Origin of the sequence: Bacillus sp. FSL R10-2780, assembly GCF_038006125.1 — a bacterium.
GTDB classification, from domain to species: Bacteria; Bacillota; Bacilli; order Bacillales; family Bacillaceae_G; genus Bacillus_A; species Bacillus_A cereus_U.
In genome coordinates this window covers 1,930,182-1,954,328 of the sequence record NZ_JBBOUQ010000001.1, presented here as the reverse complement: position 1 = coordinate 1,954,328, position 24,147 = coordinate 1,930,182, and the positions used below count along the sequence as shown (strand labels likewise).

Genomic DNA, 24,147 nt, shown 5'->3' with positions numbered 1-24,147 from the left:
CGAAAAATAGGGAGGAAAATAGATATGAAGAAATTTCCATTTAAAGTGTTAACTTTAGCCACACTGGCAACGGTTATAACTTCTACTGCCGGTAACACTATTCATGCATTTGCACAAGAACAGACCGCTCAAGAACAGAAAATAGGGAATTATGCATTAGGGCCTGAAGGACTGAAGAAAGCATTGGCTGAAACAGGATCTCATATTCTTGTAATGGATTTGTACGCAAAAACAATGATTAAGCAACCGAATGTAAATTTATCCAATATTGATTTAGGTTCAGAAGGGGGAGAATTAATCAAAAATATTCACCTTAATCAGGAACTGTCTCGAATCAATGCGAATTATTGGCTAGATACAGCAAAACCGCAGATTCAAAAAACAGCACGTAATATTGTAAATTACGATGAACAATTTCAAAATTATTACGACACATTAGTAGATACTGTACAAAAGAAAGATAAGGCAGGCCTAAAAGAGGGCATAAATGATTTAATCACTACAATTAATACAAATTCAAAAGAAGTTACAGATGTAATTAAGATGTTACAAGACTTCAAAGGGAAACTATATCAAAATTCTACAGATTTTAAAAATAATGTTGGTGGCCCAGATGGTAAAGGTGGATTAACGGCAATATTAGCAGGTCAGCAGGCAACAATTCCACAACTTCAAGCTGAAATTGAGCAACTCCGTTCTACTCAGAAAAAACATTTTGATGATGTATTAGCATGGTCAATTGGTGGTGGATTGGGAGCAGCTATTTTAGTTATTGCAGCTATTGGAGGAGCGGTAGTAATTGTCGTAACTGGCGGTACAGCAACACCGGCTGTTATTGGTGGCCTGTCGGCTCTTGGTGCAGCTGGTATCGGTTTAGGAACAGCAGCTGGTGTCACGGCGTCTAATCATATGAACTCCTATAACGAAATCTCTAAAAAAATCGGAGAATTAGGTACGAAAGCTGATCTTGCTAGCCAAGCAGTTATTTCGCTTACTAACGCGAAAGACACATTGGCATATCTGTATCAGACAGTGGATCAAGCGATACTGTCTCTAACAAATATTCAAAAGCAATGGAATACAATGGGGGCTAACTATACAGATTTACTTGATAATATCGACTCTATGCAAGAACATAAATTCTCTTTAATACCTGATGATTTAAAAGCTGCTAAACAAAGCTGGAATGATATTCATAAAGATGCAGAATTCATTTCGAAAGACATCGCTTTTAAACAAGAATAGAACTGAAAATTAAGACCTATATAGGAGGAATATGAAATGATGAAGAAAATCCCTTATAAACTACTCGCTGTATCGACGTTTTTAACTTTGACAACAACTTCTGTTGTTTCACCAGTAGCGACTTTTGCAAGTGGAATTGAACAAACTAACAATGGAGATACGTCTCTTTCAGCAAATGAAGCGAAGATGAAAGAAACTTTGCAAAAGGCTGGGTTATTTGCAAAATCTATGAATGCTTATTCTTATATGTTAATTAAAAATCCAGATGTGAACTTTGAAGGGATTACTATTAATGGATATGTAGATTTACCTGGTAGAATTGTACAAGATCAAAAGAATGCAAGAGTACATGCTCTTACATGGGATACACAAGTAAAAAAACAGCTTTTAGATACATTGACAGGCATTGTTGAATACGACACAACATTTGACAATTATTATGAAACAATGGTAGATGCGATTAATACAGGTGATGGAGAAACTTTAAAAGAAGGCATTACAGATTTACGAGGTGAGATTCAACAAAACCAAAAGCAAGCACAACAATTAATACAAGAATTAACAAAATTAAGAGACGCTATTGGACAAGATGTTAGAGCATTTGGAAGTAATAAAGATCTCTTGCAATCGATTTTAAAAAACCAAGGAGCTGATGTTGAGGCCGATCAAAAACGTCTAGATGAAATTTTAGGATCAGTAAATTATTATAAACAATTAGAATCTGATGGATTTAATGTAATGAAGGGTGCCCTTTTTGGCCTACCGTTAATTGGTGGTCTAATAGTACTCGGAGCACAAGGTAATTTATCTAAGTTAGAGCCTACATTAGCAGAATTACGTCAGACCGTAGATTATAAAGTAACATTAAATCGTGTAGTTGGAGTTGCGTATATTAATATTAGTGAGATGCATAAGGCACTTGATGATGCTATTAACGCTCTTACTTATATGTCCACTCAGTGGCATGATTTAGATTCTCAATATTCGGGGGTGCTGGGACATATTGAGAATGCAGCCCAAAAAGCGGATCAAAATAAATTTAAATTCTTAAAACCTAACTTGAATGCAGCGAAAGACAGTTGGAAAACATTACGAACAGATGCAGTCACATTAAAAGAAGGGATAAAAGAATTAAAAGTGGAACCTGTTACTCCACAAAAATAGGGAAATATTAATTCTGTTGCAAAGTCACCTAAAACATATAGAATCTATGATTACGTTGTTAAATAGTAATACGACAATTAATAAATCCTTATACACCAGAAAGGCGGAGTCTCATTAATGACTTCGCCTTTCACTTATATAAGTTTCATCCAAAATAAAAAGATAACCTTGCAATTTTACTTGTTTTTTAAAACTTTGCAACAGAAGCGATTAATTGGGGACAGATTATATAGATTTGCTTGGTAATATCGACTCTATGAAACAATATAGATTCTCTTTAATGCTTGATGATTTAAAGGCTGCTAAAGAAAGTTAGAATGATACTCATTAAAGATGTAGAACTCATTTCGAAAGAAATTGCTTTTAAAGAAGAATAGAACTTGAAATCAAACCCTATATAGGAGGAATATGAAATGCTGAAAAAAATCCCTTACAAAATACTCGCTGTATCAACGTTTTTAACTATGACAACTACTTATGCAGTCACATCAGTAGCAGCTTTTGCAAGTGAAATTGAACAAACTAACAATGGAGATATGTCTTTTTCAGCAAATGAAGAACAGATGAAAAAATCTTTGCAAGATGCTGTTTTATTTTTGAAATCTATGAATGAATATTCTTATTTGTTAATCAATAATCCTGATGTGAGTTTTGAAGGAATTACTATTAATGGCTATGAAGATTTACCTAGTAAAATTGTACAAGATCAAAAGAATGCAAGAGCACATGCAGTTACATGGAATACGCAAGTAAAAAAACAGCTTTTAGATACATTGACAGGCATTATTGAATACGATAAAAAATTTGAAAATCATTATGAAACATTAGTAGAGGCGATCAATACTGGGAATGGAGATACTTTAAAAAAAGGGATTACAGATTTACGGGGGGAAATTCAACAAAATCAAAAGTCTGCAAAAGCATTAATAGAAGAATTAACTAATTTAAATGAAAATATTGGACAAGATATTAGAGCATTTGGAAGTAATAAAGATCTCTTGCAGTCTATTTTAAAAAGCCAAGGAGCTGCGGTTGAGGATGATCAAAAGCGACTAGAGGACCTTTTAGGGCAAGTAAACTATCAGAAAGACATAGAATCTAAGGGATTGGACATGGTGAAAATCCCCTTTCTTCCCACATTGATTGCTGGTGGTATAATGATAGGTGATGCAAGAGGTAAGTTAGGCTGGCTAGAGCCGGAATTAGCAAAATTACGTCAGAATGTAGATTATAAAATAACATTAAATCGTGTAGTTGGAGTTGCGTTTCATAATATTAGTGATATGCATAGTGCGATTGATAATGCTATTACTGCTCTTACTTATATGTCCACGCAATGGGATGATTTAGACTCTCAATATACGGGCGTACTGGGACATATTGATAAAGCTGATCAAAAAGCTGATCAAAATAGATATAAATTCTTAAACCCTAACTTGAATGCAGCTAAAGACAGTTGGAAAACATTAAGAACAGATGTTGTCACATTACAAGAAGGGATAAAAATTGCAGAGAAAAAAGAACAGGATTTTATGAATCAGCTTCGTCCATCAAACGTTTTCTACTTTTATAAAAAAATTCATAACGCATATACATTTGAAATAAAGACTGGAACAAATGCACCAAATGCGTCTTATAAAGTTATGAATTTAACTAAAAACACTGTTCATAATATGTGGAGTGGAGGACCAAATACAAATATGTGGGCTGACTGGCTTTCATTCAATCCAAAAGATGAATTTGCGGTGATAGCAGTAGTGGATGGGAAAGAATATGTTGTATATAAAGACAAAGTAGAAAATATAATGAACTGAATCCGAAAAGTTAGACAGAAAAATTACGCAGCAATTGGAGATGGTACACTAAGTTAAGTGAAAAAGATGATTCAGAGGGTACCAAATGGAGTATAAAATAAAGGTAACCATTGGGAATTACGTTCAATTTTCATATCGTAAAAATTCTAATTTGCAATTAATGGGATATGTAGTGAGTGTTCTACAGAATACAATTGTTGTAGATATTTCAGAGATAATGGGAATAGAAGTAGATGATGTTAGGCAAGTAGTAAAACATGGTTGCTATAATAAAGTGGTTCATAAGCAAATAAAAAATACTGTTTCATAAAAAATGCTCCTAGATAAATCTAGGAGTATTTTTTATGATGAAGTTACTGGATTTTTTGAGACGATCAATAGCAGCAGTTAGATAGTAATATATTCATTTAGAAAAAGCATCCAAATAGGATGCTTTTTCTAAACGAGGTCTCGCTTCATCACCATCAGGTTAAGAAATTTATTGTTATCTCAAACGAATCTAAATTCTTATAAGTAACTAACTGTAGCGAGATAAAATTTCGTTTTGGGGGGTCTTCAAAAGCTTAACTTGATAGCGATGTGGTACTACCCCACATCCATCAACTTAAGGATTTAGACTATTCTTAAACTTAAAAGCACGTTACTATTCTCTTATGTTAATGAGAAAGGGTGACGTGCTTTTTATGAATATGCATCAAAAACAAGAGCTGTCTTTATTTGCCGAAGAGTTATATCGATATATGTCTCCCGCTACACTTAATCAATTAGCTATAGAAGCAGGTGGAATGAAACGAAAACGTAAGTGCCATGGGCACCATTTTTTATCTTTGTGTGTATGGTTAAATCAACAAATCGCTACAACCTCTCTTACTCAACTTTGTAGTCAATTAGAAACTTCAACAGGAATTTTATTAAGTCCTGAGGGACTGAATCGACGATTTAACTCGGCTTCTGTAGCCTTCTTTCGAAATGTATTTACTACACTTCTACAAGCTAAAATTGGAGGATCATCTACAATTTCTCATTCTCTTTCTGCTTACTTTGAGCGGATTCGCATCCTTGATTCTACAACCTTTCAAGTTCCAGATCGATTCGCAGCTACTTATCCTGGTGCCGGAGGCTGTAGTCATACAGCTGGTGTGAAAATTCAATTAGAGTATGACTTGTTGAGTGGAGAGTTTTCTGATGTGAAAATTGAACCAGGAAAACGAAGTGATCAGGCATATGGGGCGACTCGAATGGACATGACACAAAAGAATGAACTATATATTCGTGACTTAGGGTATTTTCGTTTACAAGACTTTAAATCGATCCAAGATAAGGAAGGGTATTATTTATCGCGTCTTAAATTACCAACTAAAATATATAGAAAAGAATTCGAAACAGTGGTATTTAAAACAAAACCTGCTCAATTGAGACCGGTATATATACAAATTCATTTGGAAGACATCATGAACCAATTACAACCTGGCCAAGTGTATGAATTACATGATGTATATGTAGGGAGCAAAGACAAACTACCCACTCGCATTGTGGTTTATAGATGTACAGAGGAGCAAAAACAGAAACGTCTACATGATCGAGCTATTCGTGAAAAGAAAAAAGGGATTACATATACAGAGCGTACGAAACTTTTACAAGGAATTACGGTATATATGACAAACATTCCTACGGAATGGGTACCGAAAGAGAAAATCTATGATTTATATTCACTGCGTTGGCAAATTGAGCTGTTATTTAAAATATGGAAATCTTGGTTTCGAATTCATCGTTGTAAATCTATTAAACAAGAGCGATTAGAATGCCACCTTTATGGACAACTCATTAGTATCCTATTATGTTCTTCTACTATGTTTAAAATGAGAGAACTCCTGTTACGTAAGAAACAGAAAGAACTAAGTGAATATAAAGCGATGTACATAATTAAAGATTATTTCTTACTTTTTCATCAAGCACTACATAAAAACACCCAAGAATTATCAAAGATTCTCCTTCGTCTGTTTAACCTCCTACAGCGAAACGGACGAAAATCTCACAGATATGAGAAAAAAACAGTCTTTGATATTTTAGGTGTTGTGTATGAGTATACCACTTCTGCCCATCAGGTAGCATAGCGAAAAATTTGAAACCCGTCAGGGTTTATTTGATGTGCCTACTTTTATAACATCTATAAAAGATAATAAAAAACTACGTTAAGTTGATGGATGTGGGGTACCGCCACATTGCTATCAAGCTAAGAAAAACAAATACCCCCAGAACGAAATTTTGTGCTAACTTTTAACAGAAAAGCTCATTTTTTCGTTTTGGGGTGAATCTATTTTCTTAAGTTGATGGGCATGTGGTACTACCCCACATCCATCAACTTAAGGATTTAGACTATTCTTAAACTTAAAAGCACGTTACTATTCTCTTATGTTAATGAGAAAGGGTGACGTGCTTTTTATGAATATGCATCAAAAACAAGAGCTGTCTTTATTTGCCGAAGAGTTATATCGATATATGTCTCCCGCTACACTTAATCAATTAGCTATAGAAGCAGGTGGAATGAAACGAAAACGTAAGTGCCATGGGCACCATTTTTTATCTTTGTGTGTATGGTTAAATCAACAAATCGCTACAACCTCTCTTACTCAACTTTGTAGTCAATTAGAAACTTCAACAGGAATTTTATTAAGTCCTGAGGGACTGAATCGACGATTTAACTCGGCTTCTGTAGCCTTCTTTCGAAATGTATTTACTACACTTCTACAAGCTAAAATTGGAGGATCATCTACAATTTCTCATTCTCTTTCTGCTTACTTTGAGCGGATTCGCATCCTTGATTCTACAACCTTTCAAGTTCCAGATCGATTCGCAGCTACTTATCCTGGTGCCGGAGGCTGTAGTCATACAGCTGGTGTGAAAATTCAATTAGAGTATGACTTGTTGAGTGGAGAGTTTTCTGATGTGAAAATTGAACCAGGAAAACGAAGTGATCAGGCATATGGGGCGACTCGAATGGACATGACACAAAAGAATGAACTATATATTCGTGACTTAGGGTATTTTCGTTTACAAGACTTTAAATCGATCCAAGATAAGGAAGGGTATTATTTATCGCGTCTTAAATTACCAACTAAAATATATAGAAAAGAATTCGAAACAGTGGTATTTAAAACAAAACCTGCTCAATTGAGACCGGTATATATACAAATTCATTTGGAAGACATCATGAACCAATTACAACCTGGCCAAGTGTATGAATTACATGATGTATATGTAGGGAGCAAAGACAAACTACCCACTCGCATTGTGGTTTATAGATGTACAGAGGAGCAAAAACAGAAACGTCTACATGATCGAGCTATTCGTGAAAAGAAAAAAGGGATTACATATACAGAGCGTACGAAACTTTTACAAGGAATTACGGTATATATGACAAACATTCCTACGGAATGGGTACCGAAAGAGAAAATCTATGATTTATATTCACTGCGTTGGCAAATTGAGCTGTTATTTAAAATATGGAAATCTTGGTTTCGAATTCATCGTTGTAAATCTATTAAACAAGAGCGATTAGAATGCCACCTTTATGGACAACTCATTAGTATCCTATTATGTTCTTCTACTATGTTTAAAATGAGAGAACTCCTGTTACGTAAGAAACAGAAAGAACTAAGTGAATATAAAGCGATGTACATAATTAAAGATTATTTCTTACTTTTTCATCAAGCACTACATAAAAACACCCAAGAATTATCAAAGATTCTCCTTCGTCTGTTTAACCTCCTACAGCGAAACGGACGAAAATCTCACAGATATGAGAAAAAAACAGTCTTTGATATTTTAGGTGTTGTGTATGAGTATACCACTTCTGCCCATCAGGTAGCATAGCGAAAAATTTGAAACCCGTCAGGGTTTATTTGATGTGCCTACTTTTATAACATCTATAAAAGATAATAAAAAACTACGTTAAGTTGATGGATGTGGGGTACCGCCACATTGCTATCAAGCTAAGAAAAACAAATACCCCCAGAACGAAATTTTGTGCTAACTTTTAACAGAAAAGCTCATTTTTTCGTTTTGGGGTGAATCTATTTTCTTAAGTTGATGGGCATGTGGTACTACCCCTAGAGAAAGAATTTTTTATTAAATAATAAAGTTGTTGTTTAAATAACAATAAAATTCTTCGAAAATTAATATAGTTTTTTTAAAATAGAGATGATATGATGGATAATCATACCATTTTTTCACTTCGTGTATGATTTTATAGAAGGATACCTCTATATTAAGATGATATAAATAAAGGGATATATTAGTAACAGGGGGAGAATAATGAAAAAGTTATTACAAGAAATTATAAATTGGATTAGTATGACCGATGAACAGATTGTTATTGGCATTTCAGGACACGGTGCTGCCGGAAAAACAACGTTCGCCAATAAGCTCATAAACCAATTAAATCAAAATAAAGTGAATTATATTAATACAGATCCATACATTGTTAGTTCAAATGTACGAAAGTATACAAATATCCACTATACATATCAGAATGAAAATCATTATGATAAAATGACAGCTTGTCATCCATCAGCCCATCATTTGTCTGCGTTAGAAAGAGATGTTCAAATGGTAAGAGCTGGTTTAGATTTTTATACAATGGATACACATTATATAAAAAGTGAGTTAATTTCTTCGAAAAATAAGGTGACGATTGTAGAAGGAATGAGTGTCGCATTTATTAATCCAAATTTATTTGATTTGAAAATTTACTTCTATACAGATGGAGAAACAGAATTAATGAGAAGGTCTAGCCGTGATATTATTGAAAGAGGAGCCGATATTAATTATTTAAGGAAGTCTCATGAAGAACGTCGGATTCAGTATGAAGTGTTTATGCATCCGTATAGTCAAAGTTTTAATATTATTATCAAAAATTCTAATGAAACAATATGTTTAGAAAAAAATACATTTGAGTTTTATAAAGTTTAAATGCAAATACTTTATTTATTATGTTTATTATAAAGAAGAGTTTTCATTATTTATGAACATATCTTCCGATAACGATAATTATGTAAATAAGCTGTCCATATGGGCGGCTTATTATATTTTTTGCTTAACCTGGGGTTTTTCGAAATGCTGGCGATACCCTCAATGAACAATATAACTTAACATAGTAAAATAATATTTGGATGGGAGTCCAATACATATTATTAAAATTTAGATGGTTCAAGTCGGAGGAAGGCACCTTAGGGTGTCTTTTCTTTATGGGGTAGCGTCAGAAAAATGCGGATTTACAACGTTAAGGAAATTTCAATATTAAAAAGCCTAATTTCTCAATTTAATGTGAAGAAATTAGGCTTTTTTCATTTAGTGATGAAACCCATTATCACATTTCGTATCATGTGGCATAGGCCCGTCCAGGGAATCCAGAAAGGCAACGGTCTGTTTGAGGTTCCTCAAAAATAAATGCGCGAGATCCATGGAAAATCCATTTCGAACCACAACGCGCATAATCGTCACCGCTTCCATATCTGGAGGCAATGGATAGGCGGGTACTTGCCAGCCGAACACACGCAATTGTCGAGATAAATCATAAAGATTCCAGTTTAATGTGTAACCATCTTTCAGTCGCCAAGCGAAAACCGGAATATCCGAACCATCGGACAAAAGTTCGAACGGTTCCATCTTCTGAATCGCCTTGCTAAGAAAAAGAGCGACTTTCTGAGAAGCCCTTTGGACATCATAGTACCCACTTTTCCCCAAACGCAGGTAATTGTAATATTGCAGGAGCACTTGTGCGCCAGGTCGAGAGAAATTCAGGGCAAAAGTCGGCATGTTCCCGCCCAAATAGGAGACGCGGAAGATTAGATCCTCAGGGAGATCTTCAGCTTCCCGCCAAATTATCCAACCCAACCCAGGGTAGACTAATCCATATTTATGTCCGGATACATTGATGGACTTCACCCTCGGTAATTGAAAATCCCAGACTAAATCTGGTTGAAGAAACGGTGCTATAAATCCCCCCGAAGCCGCATCCACATGCATGGGAATGTCGAGGCCCGTCCTCTCCTGTAAATCGTCCAACGCTTTCGCAATGGCGGCAACCGGTTCGTAAAGCCCGGTATAAGTCTCACCGAGAATCGGTACCACACCAATCGTATTTTCATCCACGGCAGCGAGGACCCCCTGAGGATCCAATCGGGGATGCTCTGGGCTAACCTTCACATAGCGTGGTTCAACCTCCCAATAGTTCGCGAACTTTTCCCAAACGACTTGAACAGCAGAACTAAACACAATATTGGGCCGATCCACCGGCTTCCCTTCGCTTTTGCGTGCATTTTGCCAGCGTCTCTTTAACGCAAGCCCCCCGAGCATACATGCTTCCGACGATCCAGTTGTTGAAACGCCCATAGTCGTAAGGGGGGTGGGCGAATGCCAGAGGTTGGCTAAAATGCGGACACACCGCTCCTCAATTTCGGCTGTCTGTGGATATTCATCCTTGTCAATCATGTTCTTGTCGAATGATTTGGCATATAAGTGCTCTGCGGCAGGCTCCATCCATGTGCTAACGAATGTTGCAAGATTCAAGCGGGCATTGCCATCAAGAGCAATTTCATCATGGACGATTTGATACGCTGTTTCTGGTAACATGCCTTCATCAGGCATGTGAAAGCGCGGAACGACTGATTCTCCTTCGCGGGCAAACAGAGGATTTACAGAAAATTCGTGAGGCAGCTCCATTTGCACGTGACGCGGTAGATATTGTGGATTATCTGGCATGATCTCTTTTCCTTCGTATGCATCGTTTTGAACTTCTGCTTTCCGATCCTGTGGCATACAAGTCCCCCTTAATTAATTGTTTAACAAACATATTATTTACAAAAAAGCATTTGTTAAACTAAGGGGACAATTCTAATAAAAGGTGCTGCCACCATTCGAATTAAAGGAGAAGCCATGAATGGACTTGCAAGAGCTATTTTCTTCGGAAAATAAGGTGAGCTTAGGGAACAAACCATACAGCATCAATTGCAAAGGGCCAGTGCCTTAAACATAATTATCAATGCCATCAGTATCTGGAATACTTTACATCTAACAAAAGCAGTTAAATATCAAAACAAATACGAAAGTTATTATAGTGACGACTTTTGAAGAATCTTCTAGTGTTTCTGAAGCACTTAAAGCAGGGGCTGAAGGATATGTACTTAAATCTGCCCCACCTAAAGAATTAGTAGCGGCAATTAGATTGGTAAATTCAGGAGAGACTATGTTGTCTCAAGGTGTTGCGAATCGTTTGTTTAAAGCATATAGCTCAATACCCAAAAAGTATCCTTATGAATTGACACGACGTGAAATTGAGGTCTTAGGTGCTCTTAAAGAGGGACTTCGATATAAAGAAATTGCAAAAAAATTATTTTTATCTGAAGGGACTGTAAGGAACTATGTTTCTTCTATATATATGAAACTTGAAGTTTCTGAAAGGAATGAAGCTGAGAAGGAAGCTATTTTATAACTACTCAGTTACTAGGGGTCACACGATCGAAAAAAGAAAATTGTACGTTAAGGAATATTTCTTCTTTATTCTATTCTTTCGTAATGGGGTACCGCCACATTGCTATCAAGCTAAGAAAAACAAATACCCCCAGAACGAAATTTTGTGCTAACTTTTAACAGAAAAGCTCATTTTTTCGTTTTGGGGTGAATCTATTTTCTTAAGTTGATGGGCATGGGATAGCAGCAACAAAACACAAATTTCGTACGCTACGACAGCGTAAAGATTTTATGCTGCCCGTAAAAAAATGATTAGTGAGGGCTAATAATCAGTGGGGGGATGGCCCACAAGGATCTGAGTTTCACGTTTTAAAAAAGTAAGGATTGGTCGGTACTTTTTGTCATTTGACTATTACTTTTCCATCCATTCCTTTCAAGTAGTGGAACCGACATATTAGTTCATATGTACCGGGAGTTTCAGGTTTTACGGTAATTGTTTTTTCTTTTCCTGGCGGGACCTCAGCGTCGATTCCGAGCTTTTTCACCGTAAAGGTGTGATCTCTATTTCCTTTGTTTTTTAATAGCAACGTTGTCGTTTTCCCAGCCGGAACAGTGATGACATTCGGATTAAAGTAATCATCATTCAATTCAACCTCGATAGGCTGTCTCACAACGTCGGGTTCGGCCAATACGCGGAGTGATCCTAAAGTAGTAATAACTACAATCATCGCAAGTGAAATGATTAATCCAGTTAATAGCTTTTTCACAGACATTCACAATCCCTCCTTTCCTAAGCACTAGTCTTTTCAAATTTATAAAATATTATCACTATAAATAGGGTTTAGGCGTGGTTCAAATAGTAATCCTTTCAGCAACTTCTAATAACCAAGTGATAACTGGAATAGGATTTGTGTAAATAAAAAAGCCTCCACTACCGCGGAAGCTTCTCCAAATGATGTGCAATATCAACATACATATCGGAATAAACCGAATGGATTTCATTACTAGGCGCAGCGTTAGAAGAGAAGTGGACGATTACCATATTTGCTGTCGGATCGATGTAAAGAGTTTGTCCGTAACTGCCTAACACTTCGAAAGCATCTTGTTCATTATGCGGAATCCACCATTGATTATGATAAGAAATTGAAGCGCCGCTGCCAATTGCGAGTTCGCCTTCTTGTACATTTTTTACACCTTCTGTAATAGAAGAAGGGACGATTTGTTTTCCGTTATATTGACCATTATTTAAAAGTAATTGCCCGAACTTCGCCATATCTCTAGCAGTTGCATTTAAACCAGCGCTTGCTTGTTCTACTTTTGTTTCATCTGTAACGTAATAAGCGTCTTCTTCCATACCAATTTGAGACCAAATTTGCTCGCTTACATTTTCCGCTAATGATTTGTCAGTGATTGTTCGGATAATCCAAGCGAGTGTTTCACTTGAGCCGTTATTGTAAGAAAAAGCGGAGCCAGGCGGTGCAGTTTCTTCTGCCTCTAGTAACATATCATAAATTTTCATAGGCCCCTCGTAATTTTTACCTCGGGGTAAAATATTACTAGCTAAATATAGTTGTGCATCTTGATTTTCTAGTCCTAGCTGCATATATCCGTGAGTAGGGTATTCAGCGGAAACTTGCATGTCCAGTAATTGCTGAAGTGTTGCTTTACCAAACGGTGTATTTTTTAATTCTTTTATGTAAGTGTCAGCTGTTTTCTCTACATCAATAAGATTTTCTTCAGCGAGAGATTGTATGATTGCACCAGTAAACACCTTTGCTAATGATGCCATTCCATGAGGATCACTCCCGTTATATCCATTGAAATATCGCTCATAAACAAGTTGGCCATTATGTACAACGACAAAAGCGTCTGTTTTGTTTTCGTCTAAAAGTTTTTTTAGAGGAGTTGTATTTCCAAATCTACGCTCCACAGCAAAATCGTCTAAGTTTTGTAACGCGGTAGGGAAGGGAGCAACTTGGTCAGGATTGTTTTTTACTTCATTAATTAAAGTAAATTCTTTCATATGTGTATACGACCAGCGTAAGTAAGGATCGTCTAACCAGTTTTCTTTTGTGACAGTATCTTTAGTGGGGGTCGTTTTATTATGTTTAAAAAAAGTAAACCCAAGCCCTGTAACTACGAATAGTAATACTAGTAACAGTAATAGCAGGGGAGATTTCTTTACATTCATGTATGTACCTCCTTTAGTTTCTATTATAAGTATACGCTCGTCTTAAAAGAAATACAAAATAAGGAAAGTAAACGGGTAAGTTTACTTTCCTTATGAGCGTTATGCAGAGATTTGTCCATCTGTACTTTGTTTCTTGAATTTTTGTTTTCGTCCGTGTAATCCATAATAAAGAAGTAAAGTGAACGCAACGATAATAGCTGCGATAAAATACATATTATGATAACTTGATTTGGCAGCGACTATACCTAAAATGAAAGAACCAAAGCCAATGCCGCTATCAAAGAACGAGAAGTAAGTAGCTGTCGCAGAACCACGTCGATGGTTTGGAGCGGCAGAAATTGCAATCGTTTGGAAACTTGGAATTAATGTTCCGTATCCTAAACCGATTAACATACCTGAGCCAAGGAACCAAAATGAAGTTTGCGCTTGGCTTAAAATGAACATCCCAATTGTGAAAATAATGATAGCTGGATAAATAAGTACATTTTCACCGAAACGATCAAATATTTTCCCTGTAAATGGACGAGAAATGACCACAACAAGTGCGTATAGAATAAAGAAGTAACTTGCAATTTCGCTTAAACCGAGTTCTTTCGCATAAATAGGAATAAAGGATAAAATGCCACTATAAGAAAAGGCTAAAACAAATCCTGTCAGAGCGATCGGAATAGAAGATGGTTCAATTAAGTCTTTCCATTTCATTTTTTCTCGTTTTTGTTTGTTTACTGGTGCTTCATGCGGAATATCGACTAGTAATCCTAATAAAAATGCGAGTAATGAAAATACTGAACAAACGATAAATAGTACAGTAAATGAAAAATGAGAAATAATTGTTAAACCTAAAAAAGGACCAATTACCATCGGTAGACTCATAAATACGCCGTAATAAGCAAGTGCTTCACCGCGTCTATGAGCTGGTGCTACATCAGTTACAATTGTTCCAGTTGCTGTTGTTGCCATTCCGAATCCAATACCATGTAAGAAGCGAAGGGCAAGTAATAAAAATAAACTTTGCGTACCGAAATACATAACAGTAGCGGCTAAAAATAGTGAAAGTGAAATGAATAATATTTTCTTTCTTCCTAAATCATCGAGCCATTTTCCTGTGAATGGTCTACATAAAACAGATGAAATAAGAAAAACAGTTGCAACTAAACCAATTTCCTCAGGTTTTCCTTTTAGGCTGTCTATAACATAGACAGGCAGAGTAGTCATAAGCATGTAAAATGTTAAAAAGAGAAACAGACTACTAAAACAAGTTCCGAGGAAATCCTTCGTCCAAAGTTTTTCACTTTGCATCGTCATCCCTCCATATTAATGATCTAAATTTTTGATAATTTGTTGTAACAATTGAAAAGCTTCATGTAAGTCTTCTTCTTTAATACCTTCTAGCGTCTTTTCTTCAAAGGAATCAACTTCTTCTTGCCATACTGGAATCATTTCTATTGCTGTTTCCGATAAGGAAATGAGCTTCTCACGGCGATCTTTTCCTTCCGTACGAATAATCCAGCCCATCGTTTCCATACGTGTTAACGTGCGGGTCATCGTTGGTGATTCAACATTTAAATACTGACATAATTCTGTTTGAGTACAAGATCCAGTTTGATTAATGCGGAAAATAACAGCCCATTGCGCACTAAATAATCCTGTTGGAGATACACGTTCATTAAATTTCTTCGTAAACTTACGAGAAGTTTGACTGACAATGTGGAAAAAATGTTGTTTTTCGTCCATGTATTTGGATCCTTTCAAATTAGTTACCTAGCTAACTATATACTTTTTTATAATAACTGTCTAGTAATAGACATGCAGTTTTATGTGGAAATTTCGTATAGATTTTATATTGAGAACATACATTCTGTGTGGTATTCTTTAATTAAGTAAAGAATTTTCTTTCTATTAAAAGAATGGGGGAACTTGTGATGATTAAGCCTGCAACAATGGAGTATGTTTCACTATCGAACGGAGAAACGATTGCATATCAAGAAGTTGGAAGGCAAAATGAAGAAATACTCGTGCTCATTCATGGAAATATGACATCGTCACAACACTTTGATTTAGTTATTGAGAAACTACAAAATCAATATCATATTTACGCAATTGATTTAAGAGGATTTGGACAATCAACGTATAATAAGCCGATAGATTCTTTGCAAGACTTTACGGAAGATGTGAAACTTTTTATAGATAAATTAAATGTAAAGAAATTTTCATTAATGGGATGGTCAATGGGCGGCGGTGTTGCGATGGAGTTTACAGCGAGCCACCCAACTTTTGTAGAAAAACTAATATTAGTAGAATCGGTAGGGATGAAAGGATACCCGATATTTAAAAAAGATATTAACGGGCAACCAATCGTATCGAGTTTATTAAAAACGAAAGAAGAAATTGCGCAAGATCCAGTGCAAATTGCCCCCGTACTAGATGCAATAAAAAATATGAATAAAGTATATTACCGTACAGTATGGAATCTATTAATATATACACATAATCAACCTGAACCGGATCGTTATGAAAAGTATTTAGATGATATGTTAACGCAGCGCAATTTCGTTGATGTGAACTATTCATTAGTTACATTTAATATTTCAGATGAACATAATGGTGTTGTACGAGGAAATGGACATATTCACCGTATTCAAGCCCCAACACTCGTCATACAAGGTGACCGCGATTATGTCGTACCACAAGTAGTTGGTGAGGAATTAGCGAAACATTTGCCAAATGCGGAGTTGAAGGTGTTAGAAGACTGTGGGCATTCACCGTTTATTGATTGTTTAGATGTGTTTATACAGCATGTAGAGGATTGGTTAGACAATAAATAATTCCCGAAATACAAAACTTGCATATACTATAGCATTTGTATGTATAAGGGGAGAGAGTCAATGCATAATCCATTTTTAATATATCATTCTCCATATAATGATCACCAATATGTAAAAATTATTATTGATCCGATGTATATGCAAGTTTCACCAGCTGTAGTTCCTTTACAAGTGCAGCAATCAATGGTCCATACACATCCGATTTTATTTGGGCCTTCATTTTATGAAAATCCATATTTTAAACATTTTCATTACCATGTGAAAGCACAAGTTTGGGAAGGATAAGAAGCTAAAAGGTTGATTCTTTTAGCTTCTTTTTTATTGCTAATATTCGTACACGCATGTAAAGAAACAGTTTATAATGAAAGTTGGAAAGCGTGAGAAAGAGAGGGAAAAGGATGTCGATGCGTTTTACTTTTTGGATTATGGTTGGGATTGTGGCAATCTCAGGTTTATCACAAGGTATGCTCTTACCTGCCATTGCAATGATTTTTGAACAAGAAGGGGTTAGTTCAAGTATTAACGGTATTCATGCAACGGCATTATACATCGGGATATTATTTATTTCACCGTTTCTTGAAAAACCGATGCAAAAGTTTGGAATGAAACCAATTATCGTAATTGGTGGGTTTCTCGTTATTATTTCATTATTCTTTTTTACACAAACTTTTTCATTTTGGGTATGGTTTATTCTTAGGTTCCTAGTTGGTGTTGGAGATCATATGCTCCATGTCGGAACGCAAACATGGATTACGACAACGTCAGATCCTAGTAAAATAGGTAGACAAGTATCGATATACGGTGTATTCTTCGGAATTGGTTTCGCAGTTGGTCCGTATTTAGCAAGCACTGTTCAGTACGGTCTTGCAACACCATTTATCGTATCTACTATACTTTGCTTAATAGGTTGGCTTTTACTACTACCAACGAAAAATGCATTTCCAGCACAAGATGAGGCGAAAGCTGAAAGTGAATCATCCTTTTCTCGTTATAAACAAGTCGTTGGATTAGCGTGGATTGCGTTAATTGGTCCGCTTGCATACGGTGTACTTGAAGCGATGTTAAATAGTAATTTGCCAGTATACGCACTTCGCAAAGGATGGTCTGTAGCGGAAGTTTCCTTCTTATTACCAGCATTCGCAGTTGGAGGTATTATTACACAAATCCCGCTCGGTATGTTAAGTGATAAATACGGAAGAGATCGTATTTTAACGTGGATGTTCAGCGTAAGTACTGGCATTTTCCTACTTGCAGCAGTATTTGATCAATATTACTGGATCGTCTTTGCCTGTATGCTTTTAGCTGGTATGGTCATTGGCTCGTGCTTCTCATTAGGTCTTGGATTTATGACAGATTTATTACCGAGGCACTTACTACCAGCAGGTAATATATTATCCGGAATCGCCTTTAGTATAGGAAGTATTATGGGCCCTGTATTAGGAGGCGTATTTATAGAAAAAATACAGTATACAAGCTTTTTTATTGCAGTTATGATTATAATGGGTATTCTCGCAATGTTATATATTATTTACATGAAGAATCAATTCGCATCAAGAAAAATAGAAAGTAGGTTAGGGCATGACAAAACAACCTAATAAAAAGAAATTTGAAGTACTAGAAAACGAAACAATTACAGACTGTTTAGCACGTATGGAACAAGAAGGATATGCACCGTCTCGTCGCATGGAAGAGCCAATCTTTCATGAGGTGAAGAAAGACGGGAAAACAGAAGTTGAACCGTGTGGTAGAAAAATTGTTTTTGAGGGGAAATTGAAGTAATCAAATAACAGATTTTCTTTTTGATACAGAACAAGCCATCCAATTCATCCTCTATGAATTGGATGGCTTGTTTTTTTACAATTGATCAGTGAAGGAAAATATATTTTCTGGGAAGAACGAAAAGACATGCCCAATTCTCCTAGATCCTGTTTTCTAAAGTGTAGCTTCATGTAGAAAACTTTGCAATAGAGCCTTTATTTATTATTTTTGCTAAAACTTATGTACAATTCACAGTGCGAAACAACACATATAAAATGCCACTTCCTTTTTCATTTCTCCTAATTGGCTTCTTTATACGGATCGCAGAAAATATTGATACTTTTTTCGTATATTGGTAAAATAAGTTCTTGGGTCTTACTTGTTGTTATCAGTAGAATGATTGTCGCTCAACTTAAAGAAATTAGTTACAAAGATTTCGCAATATCTAAAGGGGGTCCGGCAACGATTCCCTCTTTTTGGAGCCACTCACAAACGTAAAGCAAGAGAGGAGGCTATATGAACTATTCTCCTTTCTTGTTTAGATTAACCAGCTACTACAATTGGAACAAGTATATCAAATTCAATATCTGGAGGATGCTGATTAAAATCTGGTCGACACCCTGGTGGATAATGTTTTTCTAGCAATCTATCAATTCTGATGGAATCGATAGATTGTTAGAAAGTGGAAAACGATTATCCGAATATTCCGAAGTAGATGTAACCCTTCCATGATTAAGTGTAAAACCAAAATACGCTGTTTTAAAAAGTTATTTGTTAGAACTGGTTATAAGTAATAAAACAGAAAAGAGGATCACATGTTACATAATTTACAGAGAAGTAAAAGAATTTTTTTATTATGTCTTATTTTTTTAGTGCTTTTAACCGCTTGTGGTAATACGGATGTTAAGACATCTAAAGCTTCATTACCACCGGCTCAATCAAATATAGATAAATCATTAAAAGCACCAAATTGGGTAGATAAAAGTCCTATTCAACAATCTCCTAATTTTATTGAAGATAAAAAAGTAAAATCGGCTGTGAATTTAATAGCAACGGGTGATAATTTATATCATGATGCAGTAATTAAAGATGGCAAACAAAAAGACGGTTCATATGATTATCACTATATTTATGAAAATATAAAAAAAGCTGTTCAATCAAGTGATCTTGCTATAGTGAATCAGGAGACTCCAATTGCAGGAAATAATCTAAAAGTACAGGGATATCCTACTTTCAATACACCTGAAGAAGTAGGTCAATCTTTAGTGGACACTGGATTCAATATAGTGACTCAAGCGACAAATCATGCTATGGATATGGGTATTAACGGTGTTATGAATACAAGAGAATACTGGAAGAAATATCCGGATGTTATCCCGTTAGGCATTAATGAGAGTCAAAATGAACGCAATGAAATAAAAACGATTACAAAAAATGGTATTCGTTTTGCGCTACTTAATTATACATACGGTACGAATGGAATTAAAGTTGCAGCTGATAAGTCTTGGGCATTAAATTTAATTGATAAAAAGGCGATCCAAAATGATGTGGAAAAGGCAAAGAATAGCTCTGATATGGTGATTGTTATGGTGCATTGGGGAGTAGAATATACCACTACACCTTCAAAGCAACAAAAAGAAGTTGCTCAATATTTAACAGATTTAGGTGTAGATGTAGTAATTGGAAATCATCCACATGTAATTCAACCAATTGAGTGGAAACAAAATAAAGATGGACATGAAACGCTAATCTATTATTCTCTTGGAAATCTTATTTCTGCTCAAGAAAAATTAGAAACATTGGTTGGAGGACTATCTTATATACAATTCGTCAAGTATGAAGATAAAACTTTTGGTATACGACAAGCGGCACTCGTACCGACAGTAACCGACTATGCTGATGGTAAGAAACAATTTAAAATTCAATTTTTAAAAGATTATTCGGATGAAGATTCTAAAAATCATGGGATTAAAAAATTTGTCGGCCCCGTTTCTTTGAAGGATTTCAAGGAGATTCCTAGAGATGTGTTGGGAAATTGGTATAAAGACTAATAAACAAAAAGGGAATGAGATACAATTAAAAAATTTATAATTTTAGCATTGGTATTGGCAATGGGATGGAGCCTTGCTGCTTGTAGTGGAAAGCAAACATCTCAGGAAACTACTAATAATAACGATAAAAATAAAAATGAGATAAATGCGAATAAAAAAGATGTTTTACCTATCTCTGATCTTAATGATTGGAGAATTATCCTTGTAAATAGAGAGCATATGTTATCAAAGGAACTAGGAATTGAATTAACAAGTATCACTCAAAATGCTAAGCCAAATATGAAAATCGATAGCAGAATTGCAACTTCCTATCAGGATATGGTAACAGCTGCAAAAAAAGAGGGAATCAACCTTTATTTAAGATCAGGTTATCGAGCTATAAAATTACAACAAACTTATTATGATGCTTCAGTTAAAAGCTATAAATCTCAAGGTTTGTCGGATAAAGAGGCTAGTGCTAAGGCATTGGAATATCTTCAGTATCCTGGTGCAAGTGAACACCATACTGGATTAGCGTTAGACATTATTTCAGTTGAATGGCAGAATACGGTAGAAGATTTAAATGCAAAATTTGAAACGACTGATGCATTCAAATGGTTAGATAAGAATGCTGCAGAGTATGGGTTTATTCTCCGCTATCCAAAAGATAAAGAGAATATTACTGGTATTAAGTATGAGCCATGGCATTATCGTTATGTAGGAAAAGAAGTTGCTATTTATCTAAAAGAAAATGGGTTAACTTTAGAAGAGTATTGCGAAAAGATTAAGTCCGACAAATAAAAATACACTTTGATTCTATTAAAAAGCCAGTGGACATATTTCCTTTCCTTAAAGGAAATAAATTATGCATTGCTACGGGAAAAGGCGGATCTAGAGGATGTGTGAACCTGCCTTCTAGTATTGTAAATACTGTGTATAATAATTTAAGCACGTATGAACCGGTTATCGTGTACTAGTAAATAGCAACCTCGTGTGAAACGATGTATGTATGAAGAACTTAAATTTATAAAAGAAGCAGTGAAAAAGGATCTGATATTCATATCAGATCCTTTTTCATTCGTAACATAGAATACTTGATTACTGTATCTGCTTAACTAGGCTTTAGAGACTGCCTGCTTTCCAGATGCTACAACATTAACCTCGCCATCTTTTTTGTTTTGGATGTTCGCTTTTCTTAGCTTGATAGACATGTGGAGGCAGCCCAAACACTGCGATTGGTAGTGTTGTTTATTTGTTAGCATCTTACAAATTGTGTTAATAATCGAAATAAGAAAGTACACATCACAGAATGGGATAATAAGAAAAATCCGGTTATCTTTTGTTTACATGGGTTAGGTGGCTCTAGTCTTACTTTTATAGAAGTGGCTGACAAACTAAAAGATGAGTATAGATTTGTTACATGTTTTGTGCAACTAACAAATCAGATGATGTTCACTATTGCTTTCAGTCCTGCTATAACGAATTTTACAATAGATAACAGAACGTATATTTGGTATAATCGAAACATACTACTTGAAACGCTGTACATAATGTATGAAATTCATGTAATAGGGTAAGGACTACATGACAATAACTAAATTTAAAAGTTCTAGTACATATAGGATTCAGTTCATGTTATACAAATCCATTGTCAGAAAGGAAAAGATGTAATGAATCAAATTTCATTTGAAGATTTATTTGAAGAAGAAAAAGAAAAGGTGGAGGTAGCTGAGGTATCTAAGATACCAGCTCCTTTATCGCCATTACAAAAAGATATTTTGGAATTAATTGATTCTGAAGAAATAAGTGCACTTGAGCTATGCGAACGATTAATACAATCTGGTAAAATACCCGATGAAAGATTCACTACGAATAAGCCGAAAGCATATGGACAAGTATGCTTAATATTAGAGGGTTTTGTTACGGAAGGGAAGCTTACTTTTATCAAAAATGATGAGAAAAGAGATAGGGTATATAAATTGAAAGAAGAAGTTTCTAACGGATAAGATGTACAGTGGGAAATGAATGATTGGTTCCCCGCCCCGTAACTTTTAATATCTACAAAAAGGGTGTCAATCTTGCTTAGATTGACACCTTTATACTTTTAACATCTTACATATTTACGTTTGAAACCAAGTCTTCCTCTATCAAGTTCTTTCTGAATACTTTCGTGAGCATTTAGCAAACTACTTTTTTGTTGTCACGTTTTACTTCAACTATACCAACTTCTTTTGCAGTCTCGACTGCCTTTTCGTGTAGTGGCACATATGAAATTGCCACAGTGTTTAGAAAATTATTCATAGAGGATTTTGCTCGTTATGGCGAATCATGAATTGTATTTTTCAACAGTTCAAGCATATCGGGAATTTTGCTTTCGGAAAATTCATTGTCTTTGTGATTCCCTAAAAGCCAGCAGTAGCAACTCCAGCCTGCAGACATTCTAAGCTCGTCCCCACTTGCAATCCATTTATCGGCAACGTCTTGTGCGATATTTGATTCTGATAAAGTTACTGCTACAACATAGTCGGATAGCATATAAAAATACGCCCCATCCATCCAACGATTAAAATCAGATTCATTCATAGCTTTTGGATCTGCAATAATGCCTGCAAAGTACATTGCATCGTAGTTACCTGTGGAATAAAGTTCCTCAGCTAACTCTTGATTTAATTTTATTTTCTTAGCGATTGGTTTCATAGCGCCCGTAGTTACTCCAAAAACTGGCTCATGTGCACCGTTAGATATGTATATTTTTTTCGTTCTTTCCTTACCGAGGGATTCAAGCTCATGCATCACTGTTTTAAAATCCATAGCTGTGCACTTCCTTTCTTAATATAAAGACCCTTTTAATTGTAATTATCTAGTTTGTATTTTGTATCAAGTCTTCCATACTTCTCAAATTTAATAATAATTGTATTCAAGAGGCATGTTTACTTTCTATAGTTTCTCGACATTCGGTCTGATTTTTGAATAAAATGAATTGCATTTTATTGTAAATGAAGACAGAGCTAATTGAGAGAATGGTATAATATAGAAAAAGTGAGTGATAGGAATCATGAGTTTTAAAGTAGTCGATAAGTTATAAAATTAGTTCTGCAAGATAAGAATTAAAGGAGAAATACAATGGATAAGATTCAAATTGCGAAAAGAATTAGAGAGTCTATAAAGAGTGGTCAATTAAACACGTTAAGAGATTTACTTGAGAGAGAGCCGAAGATGTTGGAATATGTGAAGCCATTTGGTACGTGGTTACATGTAGCGACAGCTCATGGACATTTAGAAATAATAGAGTACTTAGTCAATTCAGGGATAGATATTCATGCAAAGGGTGGTACTTTTTCTACAAATGTCCTTGAAAGAGCGGCTACAAAAGGATATTTACATATTGCAGAGTATCTCATTAAACATCATGTTGAAATGGATACAAGTGAATCGGATAGAAGTCCTCTGTTTGCTGCAATATATAGTGGTCATTTTGAAATTGTTAAATTGCTAGTTATGAATGGTATAGATATCACGATAAAATATTCCGGTAATAATATGAAAGATATGGATGCTTATACATTTGCTATTGAAAGAGGGGAGATGAAAATTGCTGAATATTTAAAGTATAAGTTGAACGAGAAAGTATAATATATTTTCATAATGGA

General features: G+C 35.3%; 21 protein-coding genes and 4 pseudogenes. 19 read left to right on the top strand and 6 right to left on the bottom strand.

Features of this window, described 5'->3' with window-relative positions:
• Nucleotides 1-24: 24 nt before the first annotated feature.
• The 7 genes from hblD to NSQ47_RS10140 all read left to right on the top strand — a co-directional run bounded on the left by hblD (nt 25) and on the right by NSQ47_RS10140 (nt 9,194).
• The gene (gene hblD, locus NSQ47_RS10170) at nt 25-1,245 is read left to right on the top strand and encodes a hemolytic enterotoxin HBL lytic component L1 (RefSeq protein ID WP_341036769.1); all 1,221 of its coding nucleotides are present in this window, start codon (nt 25-27) and stop codon (nt 1,243-1,245) included.
• Nucleotides 1,246-1,281: 36 nt separating this feature from the next.
• A complete protein-coding gene (hblA, locus tag NSQ47_RS10165; RefSeq protein ID WP_341036767.1) occupies nt 1,282-2,409 on the top strand; it encodes a hemolysin BL binding component B in 1,128 nt (375 codons plus the stop codon).
• A gap of 413 nt (nt 2,410-2,822) precedes the next feature.
• Entirely contained in the window at nt 2,823-4,223 is a 1,401-nt protein-coding gene (gene hblB, locus NSQ47_RS10160; RefSeq protein ID WP_341036766.1) for a hemolysin BL regulatory component HblB, read from the top strand.
• Between the two features lie 85 nt (nt 4,224-4,308).
• On the top strand, nt 4,309-4,533 hold the full coding sequence (locus NSQ47_RS10155; RefSeq protein ID WP_002144097.1) for a DUF2187 domain-containing protein: 225 nt from the start codon (nt 4,309-4,311) through the stop codon (nt 4,531-4,533).
• Between the two features lie 373 nt (nt 4,534-4,906).
• The gene (locus tag NSQ47_RS10150; protein WP_080019313.1) at nt 4,907-6,337 is read left to right on the top strand and encodes an IS4-like element ISBce2 family transposase; all 1,431 of its coding nucleotides are present in this window, start codon (nt 4,907-4,909) and stop codon (nt 6,335-6,337) included.
• Nucleotides 6,338-6,665: 328 nt separating this feature from the next.
• Nucleotides 6,666-8,096 (top strand): IS4-like element ISBce2 family transposase, encoded by a 1,431-nt coding sequence (locus NSQ47_RS10145; protein WP_080019313.1) that lies wholly within the window; start codon nt 6,666-6,668, stop codon nt 8,094-8,096.
• 441 nt (nt 8,097-8,537) lie between these two features.
• Nucleotides 8,538-9,194, top strand: coding sequence for a uridine kinase family protein (locus NSQ47_RS10140; RefSeq protein ID WP_002199897.1), 657 nt, complete (start codon nt 8,538-8,540; stop codon nt 9,192-9,194).
• A gap of 378 nt (nt 9,195-9,572) precedes the next feature.
• On the opposite strand, the gene NSQ47_RS10135 is transcribed toward NSQ47_RS10140, so the two are convergent.
• Complete coding sequence (locus NSQ47_RS10135; protein ID WP_097834529.1) at nt 9,573-11,042, bottom strand: glutamate decarboxylase; 1,470 nt, start codon at nt 11,040-11,042, stop codon at nt 9,573-9,575.
• 105 nt (nt 11,043-11,147) lie between these two features.
• On the opposite strand from NSQ47_RS10135, the pseudogene NSQ47_RS10130 reads away from it, so the two are divergent.
• Nucleotides 11,148-11,336 (top strand): annotated as a pseudogene (locus NSQ47_RS10130) (Tn3 family transposase); the annotation flags it as partial.
• Between the two features lie 4 nt (nt 11,337-11,340).
• A complete protein-coding gene (locus tag NSQ47_RS10125; protein WP_341036764.1) occupies nt 11,341-11,715 on the top strand; it encodes a response regulator transcription factor in 375 nt (124 codons plus the stop codon).
• A gap of 379 nt (nt 11,716-12,094) precedes the next feature.
• Here the strand turns inward: NSQ47_RS10125 and NSQ47_RS10120 are convergent, their stop codons facing one another.
• The 4 genes from NSQ47_RS10120 to NSQ47_RS10105 form a co-directional block, all read right to left on the bottom strand.
• Nucleotides 12,095-12,466: a cupredoxin domain-containing protein gene (locus NSQ47_RS10120; protein ID WP_341036762.1), complete on the bottom strand. Its 372-nt coding sequence runs from the start codon at nt 12,464-12,466 to the stop codon at nt 12,095-12,097.
• A 158-nt stretch (nt 12,467-12,624) separates the two neighbouring features.
• Nucleotides 12,625-13,884: a serine hydrolase domain-containing protein gene (locus tag NSQ47_RS10115; protein WP_070139690.1), complete on the bottom strand. Its 1,260-nt coding sequence runs from the start codon at nt 13,882-13,884 to the stop codon at nt 12,625-12,627.
• 99 nt (nt 13,885-13,983) lie between these two features.
• Nucleotides 13,984-15,183 carry an MFS transporter gene (locus NSQ47_RS10110; RefSeq protein WP_002110844.1) on the bottom strand — a complete coding sequence of 400 codons (1,200 nt, stop codon included), beginning with the start codon at nt 15,181-15,183 and terminating at the stop codon, nt 13,984-13,986.
• 15 nt (nt 15,184-15,198) lie between these two features.
• Nucleotides 15,199-15,618: a MarR family winged helix-turn-helix transcriptional regulator gene (locus NSQ47_RS10105; RefSeq protein ID WP_002013810.1), complete on the bottom strand. Its 420-nt coding sequence runs from the start codon at nt 15,616-15,618 to the stop codon at nt 15,199-15,201.
• A 188-nt stretch (nt 15,619-15,806) separates the two neighbouring features.
• Here NSQ47_RS10105 and phaZ point away from each other — a divergent pair, with 188 nt between their 5' ends.
• From phaZ to NSQ47_RS10060, 9 genes and pseudogenes are all read left to right on the top strand, one after another.
• Complete coding sequence (gene phaZ / locus NSQ47_RS10100; protein WP_002110842.1) at nt 15,807-16,709, top strand: intracellular short-chain-length polyhydroxyalkanoate depolymerase; 903 nt, start codon at nt 15,807-15,809, stop codon at nt 16,707-16,709.
• Nucleotides 16,710-16,769: 60 nt separating this feature from the next.
• Nucleotides 16,770-16,994, top strand: a complete 225-nt coding sequence (locus NSQ47_RS10095) for a hypothetical protein (protein ID WP_002161145.1) — start codon at nt 16,770-16,772, stop codon at nt 16,992-16,994.
• Nucleotides 16,995-17,107: 113 nt separating this feature from the next.
• Nucleotides 17,108-18,304, top strand: a complete 1,197-nt coding sequence (locus NSQ47_RS10090) for an MFS transporter (protein ID WP_088099277.1) — start codon at nt 17,108-17,110, stop codon at nt 18,302-18,304.
• The gene (locus NSQ47_RS10085; RefSeq protein ID WP_000166302.1) at nt 18,288-18,488 is read left to right on the top strand and encodes an NETI motif-containing protein; all 201 of its coding nucleotides are present in this window, start codon (nt 18,288-18,290) and stop codon (nt 18,486-18,488) included. The genes NSQ47_RS10090 and NSQ47_RS10085 overlap by 17 nt, the downstream gene beginning before the upstream one ends.
• Before the next feature lie 194 nt (nt 18,489-18,682).
• Nucleotides 18,683-18,965 (top strand): annotated as a pseudogene (locus NSQ47_RS10080) (DUF817 family protein); the annotation flags it as partial.
• 317 nt (nt 18,966-19,282) lie between these two features.
• Nucleotides 19,283-20,518, top strand: a complete 1,236-nt coding sequence (locus tag NSQ47_RS10075) for a CapA family protein (protein ID WP_016100474.1) — start codon at nt 19,283-19,285, stop codon at nt 20,516-20,518.
• Between the two features lie 48 nt (nt 20,519-20,566).
• Complete coding sequence (locus NSQ47_RS10070) at nt 20,567-21,298, top strand: M15 family metallopeptidase (RefSeq protein WP_321145680.1); 732 nt, start codon at nt 20,567-20,569, stop codon at nt 21,296-21,298.
• A 500-nt stretch (nt 21,299-21,798) separates the two neighbouring features.
• A pseudogene (locus tag NSQ47_RS10065) lies at nt 21,799-21,918 on the top strand (alpha/beta fold hydrolase); the annotation flags it as partial.
• Nucleotides 21,919-22,167: 249 nt separating this feature from the next.
• A complete protein-coding gene (locus NSQ47_RS10060) occupies nt 22,168-22,503 on the top strand; it encodes a DUF3895 domain-containing protein (RefSeq protein WP_088078909.1) in 336 nt (111 codons plus the stop codon).
• A 98-nt stretch (nt 22,504-22,601) separates the two neighbouring features.
• On the opposite strand, the pseudogene NSQ47_RS10055 reads toward NSQ47_RS10060, so the two are convergent.
• Nucleotides 22,602-23,308, bottom strand: a pseudogene (locus NSQ47_RS10055) (DNA alkylation repair protein).
• 312 nt (nt 23,309-23,620) lie between these two features.
• Between NSQ47_RS10055 and NSQ47_RS10050 the strand changes: the two are divergent.
• Nucleotides 23,621-24,130, top strand: coding sequence for an ankyrin repeat domain-containing protein (locus NSQ47_RS10050; RefSeq protein ID WP_341036760.1), 510 nt, complete (start codon nt 23,621-23,623; stop codon nt 24,128-24,130).
• Nucleotides 24,131-24,147: the final 17 nt, after the last annotated feature.